General features: G+C 26.1%; 17 protein-coding genes. 7 read left to right on the forward strand and 10 right to left on the reverse strand.

Features of this window, described 5'->3' with window-relative positions; genetic code table 11:
- Nucleotides 1-166 precede the first annotated feature (166 nt).
- From ALANTH_RS04590 to ALANTH_RS04605, 4 genes are read right to left on the reverse strand one after another with little or no spacing between them, the layout of a single operon-like run.
- The gene (locus tag ALANTH_RS04590) at nt 167-730 is read right to left on the reverse strand and encodes a 2-oxoacid:acceptor oxidoreductase family protein (RefSeq protein WP_026803681.1); all 564 of its coding nucleotides are present in this window, start codon (nt 728-730) and stop codon (nt 167-169) included.
- 10 nt (nt 731-740) lie between these two features.
- Complete coding sequence (locus ALANTH_RS04595; protein WP_026803682.1) at nt 741-1,574, reverse strand: 2-oxoglutarate ferredoxin oxidoreductase subunit beta; 834 nt, start codon at nt 1,572-1,574, stop codon at nt 741-743.
- 1 nt (nt 1,575) lies between these two features.
- Nucleotides 1,576-2,706: a 2-oxoglutarate synthase subunit alpha gene (locus tag ALANTH_RS04600; protein WP_026803683.1), complete on the reverse strand. Its 1,131-nt coding sequence runs from the start codon at nt 2,704-2,706 to the stop codon at nt 1,576-1,578.
- Between the two features lie 2 nt (nt 2,707-2,708).
- A complete protein-coding gene (locus ALANTH_RS04605) occupies nt 2,709-3,038 on the reverse strand; it encodes a 4Fe-4S binding protein (protein ID WP_026803684.1) in 330 nt (109 codons plus the stop codon).
- A gap of 141 nt (nt 3,039-3,179) precedes the next feature.
- On the opposite strand from ALANTH_RS04605, the gene ALANTH_RS04610 reads away from it, so the two are divergent.
- The 4 genes from ALANTH_RS04610 to trpC are packed head-to-tail and all read left to right on the forward strand — an operon-like array spanning nt 3,180 to nt 6,343.
- Nucleotides 3,180-3,896: a tRNA1(Val) (adenine(37)-N6)-methyltransferase gene (locus tag ALANTH_RS04610; protein WP_026807953.1), complete on the forward strand. Its 717-nt coding sequence runs from the start codon at nt 3,180-3,182 to the stop codon at nt 3,894-3,896.
- On the forward strand, nt 3,889-4,272 hold the full coding sequence (locus tag ALANTH_RS04615) for a YkgJ family cysteine cluster protein (RefSeq protein ID WP_026803771.1): 384 nt from the start codon (nt 3,889-3,891) through the stop codon (nt 4,270-4,272). The genes ALANTH_RS04610 and ALANTH_RS04615 overlap by 8 nt, the downstream gene beginning before the upstream one ends.
- A complete protein-coding gene (locus ALANTH_RS04620) occupies nt 4,248-5,552 on the forward strand; it encodes a tetratricopeptide repeat protein (RefSeq protein ID WP_026807952.1) in 1,305 nt (434 codons plus the stop codon). The genes ALANTH_RS04615 and ALANTH_RS04620 overlap by 25 nt, the downstream gene beginning before the upstream one ends.
- Nucleotides 5,552-6,343, forward strand: coding sequence for an indole-3-glycerol phosphate synthase TrpC (trpC, locus tag ALANTH_RS04625; RefSeq protein ID WP_026803687.1), 792 nt, complete (start codon nt 5,552-5,554; stop codon nt 6,341-6,343). Before ALANTH_RS04620 ends, trpC begins: the two co-directional genes overlap by 1 nt.
- A gap of 9 nt (nt 6,344-6,352) precedes the next feature.
- Here trpC and ALANTH_RS04630 read toward each other — a convergent pair whose 3' ends face one another.
- On the reverse strand, nt 6,353-7,180 hold the full coding sequence (locus tag ALANTH_RS04630; RefSeq protein ID WP_026803688.1) for a LysR family transcriptional regulator: 828 nt from the start codon (nt 7,178-7,180) through the stop codon (nt 6,353-6,355).
- A gap of 91 nt (nt 7,181-7,271) precedes the next feature.
- Between ALANTH_RS04630 and ALANTH_RS04635 the strand changes: the two genes are divergently transcribed.
- Both ALANTH_RS04635 and ALANTH_RS04640 read left to right on the forward strand, forming a co-directional pair.
- Nucleotides 7,272-7,487, forward strand: coding sequence for a tautomerase family protein (locus ALANTH_RS04635; protein WP_026807951.1), 216 nt, complete (start codon nt 7,272-7,274; stop codon nt 7,485-7,487).
- Nucleotides 7,484-7,996: a 3'-5' exonuclease gene (locus ALANTH_RS04640; RefSeq protein WP_026803690.1), complete on the forward strand. Its 513-nt coding sequence runs from the start codon at nt 7,484-7,486 to the stop codon at nt 7,994-7,996. Before ALANTH_RS04635 ends, ALANTH_RS04640 begins: the two co-directional genes overlap by 4 nt.
- Here the strand turns inward: ALANTH_RS04640 and ALANTH_RS04645 are convergent.
- The 5 genes from ALANTH_RS04645 to abc-f all read right to left on the reverse strand — a co-directional run bounded on the left by ALANTH_RS04645 (nt 7,993) and on the right by abc-f (nt 12,985).
- Nucleotides 7,993-9,108, reverse strand: coding sequence for a GGDEF domain-containing protein (locus ALANTH_RS04645; protein ID WP_026803691.1), 1,116 nt, complete (start codon nt 9,106-9,108; stop codon nt 7,993-7,995). The two genes, ALANTH_RS04640 and ALANTH_RS04645, sit on opposite strands and share 4 nt — an antisense overlap.
- Nucleotides 9,109-9,216: 108 nt before the next feature.
- Complete coding sequence (locus ALANTH_RS04650; protein ID WP_081801330.1) at nt 9,217-9,672, reverse strand: bactofilin family protein; 456 nt, start codon at nt 9,670-9,672, stop codon at nt 9,217-9,219.
- Nucleotides 9,585-10,526 carry a M23 family metallopeptidase gene (locus ALANTH_RS04655; RefSeq protein WP_026807950.1) on the reverse strand — a complete coding sequence of 314 codons (942 nt, stop codon included), beginning with the start codon at nt 10,524-10,526 and terminating at the stop codon, nt 9,585-9,587. Before ALANTH_RS04655 ends, ALANTH_RS04650 begins: the two co-directional genes overlap by 88 nt.
- Nucleotides 10,527-10,557: 31 nt before the next feature.
- The gene (locus ALANTH_RS04660) at nt 10,558-11,001 is read right to left on the reverse strand and encodes a GatB/YqeY domain-containing protein (protein WP_026803694.1); all 444 of its coding nucleotides are present in this window, start codon (nt 10,999-11,001) and stop codon (nt 10,558-10,560) included.
- A gap of 37 nt (nt 11,002-11,038) precedes the next feature.
- The gene (gene abc-f / locus ALANTH_RS04665) at nt 11,039-12,985 is read right to left on the reverse strand and encodes a ribosomal protection-like ABC-F family protein (RefSeq protein WP_026807949.1); all 1,947 of its coding nucleotides are present in this window, start codon (nt 12,983-12,985) and stop codon (nt 11,039-11,041) included.
- A 188-nt stretch (nt 12,986-13,173) separates the two neighbouring features.
- Between abc-f and ALANTH_RS04670 the strand changes: the two genes are divergently transcribed.
- Entirely contained in the window at nt 13,174-14,247 is a 1,074-nt protein-coding gene (locus ALANTH_RS04670) for a DUF475 domain-containing protein (RefSeq protein ID WP_026803696.1), read from the forward strand.
- Nucleotides 14,248-14,255: the final 8 nt, after the last annotated feature.

Here is a 14,255-nt window from a genome sequence, read left to right on the forward strand (position 1 = left end):
CTTCAAGTGGATTAGTAGGTATCTGTTATTATATACTCTATTTTATTAAATATAAAAATTATAGGAAGAATTTATAGGTAAATTTGTAACATTTATTTGTATTGATATTATTTGAAAAGTAAAATATTTTTTACAAAATATATTTTATTATAAGATAATAGAGTGTTTATACTCTATTATCTGCTTCTTTTGCATACTTATAACCTAAATCATAAGCTTTATTATTTATATCATGAAGTTTTTCAGGGATTTTAGAAAGCATAGTTTTTCTTAAAACTTCTTTTGGAATACTTTCTCCTGTAAAATAGTTTGCTATTGCTAATGCTAAAATTGATTGTGTAATTACATTACCAACTTCTTCTTTTGCAATAGTAATGATAGGAATTTCTATAATATTCCATCTTTTTTTATCTTCTTCATTTGGACGAACTAAATTTGGTTCTATTACTATAGTTGCACCATTTTTTACACCATTTTTAAATAAATCAAAAGATATTTGTGCAACAGAAAGCATAAAGTCTATTTCCCCATCATTTGCATAAGGATAAATAATTTCTTCATCTTGAAGTGTTATGTCAACAACTGTTGGCCCACCACGTACTTGTGAAGTATATGTTGCAGTTTTAAGTCCAAATCCACCATTATTTATCTTAGCTGCAGCAAAGATTTCTCCTGCAAGTAAAACTCCTTGTCCTCCAACTCCTGTAAATCTCATTAAAGTTCTTGTCATAACATTATCCTTATAGTTTTACCATAGTTTTTGTTCTTTGAGCCTCTTTTACTTTCTCATAGGCTTCACAATATTCTAAGGCTTCAGTATCTTGTTTTAGAACTCCTGTTGGGAATTTACCAACTTTTTGATCTTCTTCTAACATATCAAATTTTGTTTTTGCTAGTGATATTGAATCAATCCACTCTAAATTTGCCATAGCACTTGCCATTTTATTTTTTCTACCTAAATTAACATGACAATTTGAAAATACTTCAACAAAAGAGAAACCTTTATGTTCCATAGCTTTTACTAAAGTTCTTTCTAGTTTTTTTGGATCTATCATAGTTTCTCTTGCTACAAAACTAGCTCCAGCAGCTTCAACTAATTTACAAGCATCAAAAGTTGGATCTATATTTCCTTTATTCATAGTTACTGTCCACATACCTTTAGGAGTTGTTGGACTTGTTTGAGAATTTGTAAGACCATAAATAAAGTTATTTATAACTAAATATGTTAAATCAATATTCCTTCTACTTGCATGGATAGTATGGTTTCCACCAATAGCTAAACCATCTCCATCTCCACCAACAACAATTACTTTTTTATCTGGATTTGCTAATTTTATTCCAGTTGCATAAGCTAAAGTTCTTCCATGTGTTGTATGAACAGTATTACAGTTGATATATGAACTAAATCTTCCAGAGCAACCAATTCCAGAAACAACACAAACATCATCCATATTCCAACCAAGTTTATCAATAGCTCTAATTAGGGATTTTAGAATAACTCCATCCCCACAGCCCCAACACCATAAAGTTGGCATTTTATCAGTTCTTAAATATTCATCATAATTAAACGCCATATTACATTCCTTTTACTTTTTCAATAATCTCTAGTGGAGATAGAGGTCTTCCATTCGCTTTTAAAAGTGTATCAAATTCTCTTCTTCCAGAAACTCTTTGTATCTCTTGAGTATATTGACCCATATTAAGTTCAGCCACTAAAACTTTTTCAAATTTATTTACAAGTTCATCTAACCTTTTTGCTGGGCTTGGCCAAATTGTTTTTGGTCTAAACATACCAACTTTTATACCATCTCTTCTAAGTCTATTTATAGCCTCTTTTACTGCTAAAGAAACAGAACCATAAGCAATAATCATAATATCTGCATCATCTAACATATATTCTTCATTCGATTCTACTTCATCAAGATGTGCTTCTACTTTTTTAAATAGTCTTTTCATTAATGCATCACACATTGCTCCATCTTCAGTTGGATGTCCTGTTGGTCCATGATGAAGTCCTGTAAAGTGATATCTATACCCTTCAAACATAGGATTTAAAATTGCTGGTTCATCTTCTCCAACACCATAAGGTTTATAGTCCTTTTTATCACCATCAAATCTTTTTCTAAAAACTATATTTTTTTGTATTTCTTCTAAATCTGGAATCGTAGCTTTTCCTGCCATATGCCCTATAGTTTCATCAAGTAGTACAAAAACAGGTTGCATAAATCTATCTGCTAAGTTAAAAGCTCTTGCAACTTCAGTATAACATTCAGATAAATTACCAGGAACTAATGTAATAGATTTTACATCTCCATGAGTTGGATTTTTTGCTTGTAAAATATCTCCTTGAGCAACTCTTGTTGGAAGTCCAGTTGACGGACCACCTCTCATTACATTTACGATTACAAGTGGAACTTCTGCTATATATCCTAGTCCTAAGTTCTCAGCTTTAAGTGATATTCCAGGTCCAGAACTTGCTGTCATAGCTCTTTTTCCAGACATTGATGCACCTAATGCTGTACAAATTCCAGATATTTCATCTTCCATTTGTATAGATACTCCACCATTTGCTGGTAAAGCTGATGATAACTCATGCATTATCTCACTTGATGGAGTAATAGGATACCCACCAAAAAATTCACATTTTGAGTCTACAGCAGCTAATGCTGCTAACTCATTTCCAGTTGATATTAGCTCTCTTGACATTATTAAACCTTTTTATCTTCATCTAAAATTTTATAACTATTATTTATTATTTTTTCTTGTCTTTCTTTTGCTTCAGAAGATAATTTTGCAAATTTAAACTCTTTTTTATCTGATACAAAAATTGCAAAATCTGGGCAAGATAATTCACAATCATTGCAGCCAATACATGCTTCTGGATGAACAACAGTTGCCATAGAACCAAGTGTTGAGTGAATATCTTGTCGCATTCCTAAAACTCCAGCAGGGCAAACAGATACACATCTATCACAGGCCTTACATCTACTTTCATCTACCCATACAGGGATATTTAAAGGAGCTTCAATATTTGACATAATTTTCCTTATTTAAAATATAATTAAATTTTATAAAATATATAATTTAGCGTGTATGATACTATAACTTTCCTTATTTTACTAAAAGATAATATTTAAATATTTTAGATATAATCTAAAGATTTTAAAAAAGGAATATTTTTGGTTTTATATCAGCCTAAAAATGGATATTGTTATAATAGTGATACACACTTTCTATTTAATTTTATATGTAAATGCTTAGAAAAATATAAAAATATAAAAGGTGATGTTTTAGATATTGGTAGTGGAAGTGGTATATTAGGACTTTTGTTGGCTAAAAAGTATGAAAAATTAAATTTGAATCAATCTGAAATTCAAAGTAGTTTTCAATTTTTTTCACAACAAAATGCAAAGACAAATAAAATCAATGCAATTTTACATAAAGGTTCTTTTTTAGATTTAGATTTTTCTAAGAAGTTTGATTTTTGTGTATCAAATCCTCCTTTTTACCATGAAAATGTAATAAAGAGTGAAAATTTATCACTAAAAATTGCAAGATATAATACTTCTATGCCATTGAGAGAGTTCATAAAAAAAAGTTCATGTATATTAAAAAATAATGGAAAACTATTTTTTTGTTATGATAGCAAGCAGTTAAATGATATTATTTTATTTTTAAATGAGTTTAATTTCAATTTAGAATCTTTACAATTTGTTCACCCAAAATCAATAAAAGAGGCTAGTTTAGTTTTAGTTTATGCAAAAAAGAATTCAAAATCATTATTGAAGGTTATGAATCCATTGATAGTATTTGATGATAACTCAAACTTTACAAAACAAGTTGAAGATATTTATAAAGAACTAGGAACACATAGTATAAAGGTAGAATTTGAGTGATTTAATAAAAAAAGATGGATATAATTTTGCTTTTAAACCATCTGTTTGTAATATTTGCCAAGGGAATTGTTGTATTGGAGATAGTGGTTATATTTGGATAAATAAAAATGAGATTGAAAATTTATCAAACTACTTTAAACTAGGTATTGAAGAATTAAAAGAAAAATATCTTTTTAAAGTAGGGTATAAATATAGTATAAAAGAGGTAAAATTAGGTAAAAATAGTTTTGCTTGTTGTTTTTTTGATTTAAATAAAAAACAGTGTTCTATTTATGAATATAGACCTACCCAATGTAGGACTTTTCCATTTTGGGACTATTTTAAAAATAATATTGAAGAGGTATATAAAGAGTGCCCAGCTATAAGAAATATTTAATAGCCTTTTTTATAATAGGTTTTCTTGCTTCTTGCAGTTTAAAAGAACAATCTATCGTAGAGAAAGATGATAAACAAAGAGATTTTACAAAGGTAGAATCAAAACCATTTGAGTTAGAAGATTATTATATCATGTATGCTTTAGAAATGGAAAATATTAGAATGTATGAAGCAGCAAAAGATATATATCTTAAACTATTTGAAAATACAAATAAATATGAGTATTTAGTACAACATATTACTATTGCAACACAGTTTCAAGACTATGAAGCAGTAAAACAAAGTATAGAGAAATATTTTATACCAAATATAAAAGAAGAAGAAATTTTAATAAGACTTTATAGTTTTTCTTTATTAAAATTAGAAGATTTTGACAAAGCTTTAGAGAATGCTTTAAAATTAACTAATCTTTATAAAAATAGTATAAATTATGAACTTTTAGGTGCTGTTTATGCTTCAAAAGGAGAATTTGAGCAATCATATTTAACATTGCAAAAAGCATTAAAATATCAAGTTTCTGATACTATAATGCAAACTATTACAAATTTAGAATTTTTTAATTTAGAAAAAAAAGAAGAAGCTATTAAAAGTTTAAAAGCGTATCTTCCAAAAAGTGATTATAACTTTAATTTATCTTTACAATTACTAGCTTTTTATGATACTTTAGGACAAAAAGAAGAGATAAAAAATCTTTTAAAAGATATGTTTTTATACTATAAACATAGTGAAGATGAAATGCAATTAAATAAAACTATCCGTTTTATGTTTCAAAACTTCGAATTTGAAGAGTTAATATTGTTTTTAGAACAAAATAGTATAGAAGATGATCTACTTTTAGAACTTTATAAAAGAACAAATCAACCTAAAAAGGCTTATTCTCTTTTAAATAAGTTATATCAACATAGTTCTAATTCTGAATATTTAGGGCAACAAGCTATTATAGAGTTTGAATTATCAGAAGATAAGAAAAATTCATTAAAAAGTGTAATAGAAAAATTTAATATGACTTTGGAAACTTCAACAAATCCTATTTACCAAAATTATTTAGCATATTTGCTAATTGATTATGATATTGATGTAAAAAAAGGTTTAGTTTTAGTAAAAAAAGCATTAGAACAAGATCCAACTAATATTGCTTTTATAGATACTTTAGCTTGGGGTGAATATAAAAATAAGAATTGTAAAGAAGCTTTTAAAAATATGAAACGTATAGTTGATGAAATAGGTTTAGAAGATGAAGAAATAAAACTTCATTGGGAAAAAATAAAGGAGTGTAAATAGTGATTTTAGAAAAAATTATAAATAAAACAAAAGAAGATTTAGAACTTAGAAAAAAGAGTATTTCATTAGAAGAACTTGAAAATATAATTAAAGAAAATAGTTATAAAACAAAAGATACTAAAAGTTTTTTAAAGTCTTCAAAAAATGAACCTATTAGAATAATATCTGAAGTTAAAAAAGCAAGTCCAAGTAAAGGTGTGATAAAAGATGATTTTAATCCTTTAGAAATAGCAAAAGAGTACAACGATAATGGTGCAAATGCAATTTCTGTATTGACTGAACCTCACTTTTTTCAAGGAAATTTGCAATATTTAAAAGAGATTAAAAATATTACAAACATTCCACTTTTAAGAAAAGATTTTATAATTGATAAGTACCAAATAGCTGAAGCTTTAATATATGGAGCAGATTTTATATTACTTATAGCAAAAGCTTTAAATCAAGATGAATTAAACTATTTATATAAGTATTCTAGAAGTTTAGATTTAGAAGTTTTAGTTGAAATTCATGATTTAGAAGATTTAGAAAAATCATTAAAATGTGGAGCAGAGATCATAGGAATAAATCATAGAAATCTTAAAACTTTTGAGATGGATATGACTTTATGTGATAAGTTAATTCCTCTTATTCCAAAAGATAAAATAGTTGTTGCAGAATCTGGAGTTAGTGATATAGAAGTAATAAAAAGACTTCATAAAGTTGGAGCAGATGCTTTTTTGATTGGAGAACATTTTATGAGAGTTCCTTCAATCAAAGATGAACTTAGAAGTTTTAAAAACGCATTGAAATAAATAAAAATCCTAGAATTTAAATTCTTCTAAATATTTTTGAATTCTAGGAGTATAGTTTTTTCTACATACCATAAAAGTAGGGATATCTACTATACTTTTAGGTATTTTAGTAACCTTTAAATCTTTTGTATAATTTAGTTTTTCTACTATACTAAATGGTAAAATACTTTTACCCATACCAGCTTTTATACAACCTAAGATGGTTTCATAATTTCCAAATTCTAAATGCTTAAAATCTTCATTTAAAAAATCTTTTATATAGTTTTTTCCAAATTCATTATAAGAACAACCATTCTTAAACGATAAAAAAGTATTTGGACATATTTTATCTTTTGGTTCAACTAAAACTATATTTTCATCTATTTTATTTAAAATAATTATCTCATCAGTTTTTGGTTCTCCACTAATAAAAGCAATATCAACTTTATATTCTAATATATTTTTTATAGTTTCTTTAGTTGTATTTGTTATAAGTTCTAAACTCATATTTGGAAAATCTTTATTTAATTGTAATAAAAATGAGATTAATCTTGTACTTGCATTTGATTCTGTTGAACCAATAATTAAATGCTCTTGTTGTTTAATATTTTTCATTTCATAGTTAATAAGTTCTATTTTTTTTACAATTTCTAGTGCATGAGAATATAGTTTTTCTCCTTCGTTTGTCAAAATTACACCTTTTGGAACTCTGTGAAATAAATAGATTCCTATTGATTTTTCAAGTTGTTTTATCCTTGAAGTTACATTTGATTGAGCAAAACCTAGATTTATAGCGGCCTTTGATATACTTTTTTCATTTGCAACTTCAACAAAAACTTTTAATAAATTTGAATCCATATCATTTTTCCTTATATCACTAATCATAATTTTATATTTGACTTAACATCATTTTTAATGATATTATAACTAAAATTAAAAAGGAAATAAAATGCCAGTTATAAATGTAAAAATGACAAAAGAAGATGGAGGAGCTACTATAGAACAGAAGGAGGAATTATCTAAAGGTATAACTGAACTTTTTAGTAAAATTTTTAATCGTTCAGCTTCAAATGCAGTTGTATTAATAGAAGAATTTAATACAGATAATTACTATATTGGTGGAAAATCTATCACTAAAATAAGAGAAGAACAAAAATTAAAATGATAATTTTAGATTTTGAAACGAATACTCAAAATATTGGTGATATTTTTGAAGTTGCAGCAGTAAGGATAGATGAGAATTTTAATATTTTAGACAAGTTTCATAGATATTATCTTTCAAGATATCCATTAAATATATACTCTTACGCTGTTCATAGATTAACCCCAGAACTTATATTAGATTATAGAAAAGATAAAAATTATAGTTCATATTTTGCACAGGATTTGGATTTTGAAGATTTTTGTAAAAATAGTAATATTCTAATAGCACATAATATTGATTTTGAGTTAAGACATATTGATAAAAGAGTAAAATTTGATAAACATATTTGTACTATGAAAGAAAATAAACATATAGTAAAAGTTTATGATAAAATAGGAAGACTTAAAAATCCAAAGTTAGATGAAGTTTGTAGATATTATGGAATAGAATTTGATCCTTCAAAATATCACAGTGCAACTTATGATGTGACAAAAACTTATGAAATATTAAAGAAAATGAGATTTTTTTAAATCTCAATTCCATTATCTAATAAAATTTTATTTCTACCACTTTGTTTTGCTCTATAAAGTAAAGAATCAGCTTTTTGAACAGTATTTTCATAAGTTGGATATTTATTTCGTATAGCTACTCCAGCTGAAAATGTAAGTTTTATTTTTTTATCTTTATAGATAAAGCTATTTTCTGTAACAACACTTTTAATCCTTTTTAAAAACATTAAAAGTTCTCTATCAAGATTAAAATGAACAACTGCTATAAATTCTTCACCACCATAACGCCCAACTAAATCATGATCTCTTATACTTTTATCTAAAATTTTTCCAAATGTGGAAAGTACTACATCGCCACCTTCATGTCCATAAGTATCATTTATATTTTTAAAATGGTCAATATCGAAAAATACTACAGCATATTGAGTTTGTAATCTACTATATGAACTTTCAATTTTAGTAACTTCTTCATTAAAAGCTTTTCTTGTAAGAATTTGAGTTAAAAAATCTTTTCTGTTTTCTGCTTTTGTTCTACTTAGTTCATTTTCTAAACTATTAATCTTTTCTTCTAACTCTTCTATTTTAGATTTTCCACTTTCAAGTTTATTTGTTACATTAGTCATCTCTTGTTCTATAGAAGTAGCAGCTAAAACTAATTCATTTTGTAATTTTTCTAGAACTCCAACTCCACCATTTCTTAAATCTATAGCTTGGATTTTTTCTTTTATATTTAAAACCTTTTTAGTTCCATTACCACTACTAAAAATAGCTTCATTGAAATATTCTTCCATAAGTAAAACAAGTTTTGATATATCTTCTGTTTTTTGAATAACAAGTTTTTTATCTTTTTCAAATCGTTGTATAATTAATTTTTCAATTTTAATTTGAATATTTTTTTCAAAAATAAGATTTGGATTGTTTTTTAATTCATCAAATAAAATATCTATATTATTATCATTGTCTTGGCTAATTGATGGAGTAATAGATTGTTTTAAAATATCAACTATAACTTCTACATTATGAGGATGAACTCTTTTTAGTAAAAGCTGTATAATTTTTTCTAAAGAATCAATCTTATTTTCAATAGCTTCATTATATTCTATATCATTTAATTGGCTTAAAAAATTTTTCATATATTTTTACCTTAAAACTAAAAGTTATTTAAATCTTAGGCTGGATTTAGGCTAAGATTTAAATTATATCTAAAAAATAAGAATTAATATAATTTTATATTAAATTTTTTATAGAACTTTATCTATTTGAGTATCAGAAGTATTCTTTTCTTTTTCTTCTTTTTTTATTTTAGGAGTAGTATTTTTAATAGTATTTTCTTCTGATCTTTTTACTAAACTATTTCCTTCAAAAATTCCTTTTGCTTCTATTACAAACTCTTCTGATATTACTGAACCAGTTACTTTTCCATCAGGTTTTATATCTACTCTATCTGCATTTATAGAACCTTCTGCTAAACCTTGAACTATAACTCTTAAAGCTATAATTTCACCTTTTATCTTTCCTTCTTTTCCTATATTTATCTCTTGTTCAGATACAATATTACCTTCAAAATATCCATCTATATATAAGTTACAAGATAATTTGATATCACCTCTTATTTCAGTTCCTGCAGTGATAATTGTAGTTGAGGAGTCGGATCTTGTATTTTGATGTGATTGATTGCTGTTACTAAAGATTCCCATGATATTTCTGTTTCCTTTTCAAAAATTTCTGTATAATTTGTTAAATCCCATTTTACAAAAGTAAGAGGATTAAGTGATTTGGATAAAAAACGTACCTCATAGTGTAGATGAGGACCACTACTCATACCAGTATTCCCAGAGTATGCTATTAGATCACCTTTTTTAACAAAAGATCCTGATTTTACTACAGTTTTATTTAAATGAGCATAATATGATTTAAATCCATAAATATGCTGTATAGTGATTAAATTTCCATTAAATTTATCAAATGCAGCATTTTCTACTATTCCATCTGCTGTAGCAAATACAGGTGTTCCTATTGGTGCTCTTAAATCAATTCCTAAATGTAATGCTTTTTTATTTAAAATAGGATGGTGTCTATATCCAAAATAGCTAGATATATCTACTTTTTCCATAGGTGAACCACTAGGAATTAGTTGTAAAAGTGTCATTTTTTGTTCTGAATCTAGTCTTGCGATATCAACTCTTTGTTTTAATGGAAGTTCATTTTCTGTTGATATTCCAATAATTGACTCAATTTTAGTAAGATAATCTGTTGCTTCACTAATCTCTTCTTTTTTCTCATGAAGTTCCATTTGTGTTTGACTTATCAGATTATTTAACTCTTCATTAATTCTTTTAAATTCAACTAATTCTAATTCTATTTCAAGCCTATCTTTATCTAATTGAATAAGTGTAATATTTACAAAAATAAAAGCACAAATTAATATAACTAAACTTGTTAAAATAGTGTAAATAGTATAAATTAAAGGTTTCTTTTTTATTCTTAATTGTTTTATACCATTATCATCATTTATTGTAAATGTTATATATTGATTTGCGTATTTATCCATTGTTTTCTCTTTAAACTTCAGATAAATAACCTTAAGCTAAAAGTTTTTTAACCATCTCATTTATTCTTTTACCATCAGCAACACCAGCAAATTTTTTTGAAGCAGCTCCCATAACTTTACCCATATCTTTGATAGTTGTGGCTCCAACTTGATTTATTACTTCTTTCATGCCAATTTCAAGTTCATCATCACTTAATTGCTTTGGTAAGTATTGCATGAAAATATCAACTTGCTCTTTTTCTTTTTGTACTAAATCATCTCTTGAAGCAGCACTATATTGAGAAATTGCCTCTTCTCTTTGTTTTATCCCTTTTTGAATAAGTTTGATGATTTCATCATCTTCTAAAACTCTTCTTTCATCAACTTCTATTTGTTTTATCATAGTATTAATTGCACGTATTGAATCTCTTTTTACAATTTCTTTTTCTCTCATAGCATTTTTTAAATCTTCATTTAATTGTTCTTTTAAACTCATTTATTCTCCTTTTTTAACTTTTGATTATATTATTTTTTTAGTTAAAACTTTCTACTAATTCTTCAAGCTCTAAAAATCTATCTACTTTTTGTTCATAGATTTCCTTATTTTTATCTAATTCAGTGGATAAAGATACAATTCCTTTTTCTTCATAACATTTTGGATTCGCTAAACAATCATTTAATTCTTTTATTATTTTTTCTAAATCTTCTATTTCATTTGGTAAATTATCATATTCTCTTTGGTCTTTATATGATAACTTTGTTTGTTTCTTAGGCTCTTTAAATGAAGCTTGAGTGTTTTTTTCTTTTTGAATTTCAAACTCTAAAGAGTCTAATTCTTCTAACTCTTTTTCAATTTCTAAATATTCACTATATGGTTGAAAACTTTCCATAATATGACCATTTCCTTTAAATACAAATAGTTTTTTCGCTATTTTATCAACAAAATATCTATCATGAGAAACAAATATTAAAGCTCCTTGGAAATTTTGTAAATACTCCTCAAGTATATTTATTGTAGGGATATCTAAATCATTTGTAGGCTCATCTAGTATTAAACAATCAACTCTTTTAGTAAAAAGTAAGGCTAAAGCAACTCTGTTTTTTTCTCCACCACTTAAAACTCCAACTTTTTTATCTAGATACTCTTTGGGAAATAGAAAATTTTTTAAGTAGCCAAAAACATGCATATTTCTTCCGTCATCGAGTACAACTCTATCTCCACCATTTGGACAGAAAACTTCCATAATAGTTTTATTATCATCTAGCATCTCTCGTTGTTGGTCAAAATATCCTATTTCAAAATCTCCTTTTTTAAATTTTCCATTATCAATTTCTAATTTTTCCATAAATATTTTAAGAAGTGTTGATTTTCCACTCCCATTTGGGCCAACTATTGCAATAGTGTCTTTTTGCAAAATTCTAGTTGTAAAGTCTTTTATTAGTTCTTTTTCTCCTAAAGTTTTATAAATATTATCTAATTCATAAAGCATTTTTTTTCTATTTTGTTGCTTCTCTTCACTATTAAAGCTTTTTTGCTCTCTTTGAAGCTCTAAACTCATTTTTCTAATAGCAGCTGGATTTGTTTTTGCTTTTTTCTTTAATTCAAAATATTCTGATTTTCTTCTTTCATTTCTTTTTCTTCTTGCAGTAACTCCATGTTGCATCCAATGAGCTTCTTGTTTTACCATTCTTAAAAGATTTTCATGTTCTTTTTGCATATTTGATAAAATTTGTGCTTTTTGTTCTAAATATGATGAGTATCCTCCGTTAAATCTTCTAAGTTCTCCACCATCTATTTCAACTACACTTGTTGCTATGTTATCTATAAAATATCTATCATGCGAAATAAAAAGTAGGGTAAAATTATTTTTTAAAAGTAACTCTTCTAAAAACTCAACCATATAAACATCAAGATGGTTTGTAGGCTCATCAAGTAGTAGAACATCAGGCTTCTTTAAAATTAATCCAGCTAAACTAACACGACGTTGTTCCCCACCACTTAGCATATTTACATCTTTATATTCATACTGTTTTAATTGAAATTCTATTAAAACTCGTTCAATCATATTATCTAAATCCCATGCATTATGAAAATCTATGAATGTTGCTAGTTCACTTTGTTTTCTTAAAAGTTCTTCATTTTCATAATCTGTCATAAGAAGATTTGTTATTTTTTCATACTCAGTTTTAGCATTTTTTAGTTCTGCTAGCTGATTTTCTATTGCATCTCTTACACTTAAATTTGCTTCAAATTTTGGTTGTTGATCAAGCATCTCTATTTTTATTGATTTATCAATAGCCATTTCACCACTATCAGGTTCTAAATTTCTCATAATTATTTTAAATAAAGTTGATTTTCCTTGTCCATTTTGTCCAATAACTGCAACTCTTTGACTACTATTTAAAGTAAAATTTGCATTTTTTAAAATAACTTTTGTATCGTATTGTTTTGAAATATTTTGAAGGTCGATTAATGCCATATTTATATTGTTTTCCTATAAAGTTAAAGTTTATATGCTATCTAAAAATATGTTAATAACTAATTATAGTTATTTATAAGTAGAATTATTGGTAAATTTATTTACATAGATATATAATAAAATTTAAAGTAAATAGCTTAAATTTAAAAATTTTTGATACAATAGCGAAAATTTTTTAAGGGATTAATTTGAAACAAAAATCAATTATTTCGTATTTTTATGGTTTTTTTGTTGTTTGGTTTGTTGCAACTGTTTTACTATTTTTATATGGTGGATTCTTTGCCGTTTATCAAGGAACAATACTTTCTGTTTTAGAACTAAGTTTATCATTTGACAATGCTGTTGTAAATGCAACGATTCTAGCAACAATGGCTTTAATTTGGAGAAAAAGATTTCTTCTTTGGGGTATGATAATAGCTGTTTTTGGAGTACGATTTGTATTTCCTATTCTAATAGTCTATTTTTCAACTTCTATGGGCTTTGTTGATTCCTTTAATCTTGCGATTAATAATCCAGCTGAATATGAAAAAATAATAGAGAGTTCTCATCATATTATTATGTCTTTTGGTGGAATGTTTCTTTTAATGTTATTTCTAAAGTTTTTATTTGATGAAAATAAAGATATACATTGGATAAAAAGTATTGAAAATATTGCAGTAAAACTTTCAAAAGTTGGTGATATAAAAGCATTGTTTGTAATGTTCTTAATGCTAGGTATTACATATATAGCACCAAATGAAGTGGTAATGGGTGATAAAATGGTAGTAGTAAATAAAATAGAGATTTTAGTTCCTATGATTATTGGTGTTATTGCTTTTTATTTACTTGAACTTTTAAAAGGTGTTATAGAAAATAAAAATGAAGAGCAAGGGTCTGATATTACAAAATTAAGTGGAGGATTTATCTCTTTTATGTATCTTGAACTTATTGATATGAGTTTTTCATTAGATGGAGTTTTAGGAGCATTTGCTATTACACAAAATATTGTAATAATTATGCTTGGTCTTGGTGTTGGAGCAATGGCTGTAAGAAGTCTTACAATTTATATGGTTGAAAAAGAAGTTGTGTCAAAATATATTTATTTAGAACATGGTGCTATGTGGAGTATTGGTCTTTTGGCTTTATCTATGATGGTGCAGATTTTTTATCATTTACCTCCAATGCTCATAACAACTTTTGCAATAGTTCCTATAACATTAGCTTTTGTTCATTCTATATATAAAAATAAAAATTTTATTCTAGATGAAGAAAATAGTAAGTAATTAATACT

Origin of the sequence: Aliarcobacter lanthieri (genome assembly GCF_013201625.1) — a bacterium.
Lineage (GTDB): Bacteria > Campylobacterota > Campylobacteria > Campylobacterales > Arcobacteraceae > Aliarcobacter > Aliarcobacter lanthieri.

Bases quoted from the DNA above. Each gene is read 5' to 3' on its own strand.
- abc-f (WP_026807949.1), bottom strand. From the start codon at position 12,985: ATGGCATTAATCGACCTTCAAAATATTTCAAAACAATACGATACAAAA.
- ALANTH_RS04635 (WP_026807951.1), top strand. From the start codon at position 7,272: ATGCCAGTTATAAATGTAAAAATGACAAAAGAAGATGGAGGAGCTACT.
- ALANTH_RS04590 (WP_026803681.1), bottom strand. From the start codon at position 730: ATGACAAGAACTTTAATGAGATTTACAGGAGTTGGAGGACAAGGAGTT.
- ALANTH_RS04630 (WP_026803688.1), bottom strand. From the start codon at position 7,180: ATGGATTCAAATTTATTAAAAGTTTTTGTTGAAGTTGCAAATGAAAAA.
- ALANTH_RS04605 (WP_026803684.1), bottom strand. From the start codon at position 3,038: ATGTCAAATATTGAAGCTCCTTTAAATATCCCTGTATGGGTAGATGAA.
- ALANTH_RS04595 (WP_026803682.1), bottom strand. From the start codon at position 1,574: ATGGCGTTTAATTATGATGAATATTTAAGAACTGATAAAATGCCAACT.
- ALANTH_RS04660 (WP_026803694.1), bottom strand. From the start codon at position 11,001: ATGAGTTTAAAAGAACAATTAAATGAAGATTTAAAAAATGCTATGAGA.
- ALANTH_RS04645 (WP_026803691.1), bottom strand. From the start codon at position 9,108: ATGAAAAATTTTTTAAGCCAATTAAATGATATAGAATATAATGAAGCT.
- ALANTH_RS04655 (WP_026807950.1), bottom strand. From the start codon at position 10,526: ATGGATAAATACGCAAATCAATATATAACATTTACAATAAATGATGAT.
- ALANTH_RS04640 (WP_026803690.1), top strand. From the start codon at position 7,484: ATGATAATTTTAGATTTTGAAACGAATACTCAAAATATTGGTGATATT.
- ALANTH_RS04600 (WP_026803683.1), bottom strand. From the start codon at position 2,706: ATGTCAAGAGAGCTAATATCAACTGGAAATGAGTTAGCAGCATTAGCT.
- ALANTH_RS04650 (WP_081801330.1), bottom strand. From the start codon at position 9,672: ATGGGAATCTTTAGTAACAGCAATCAATCACATCAAAATACAAGATCC.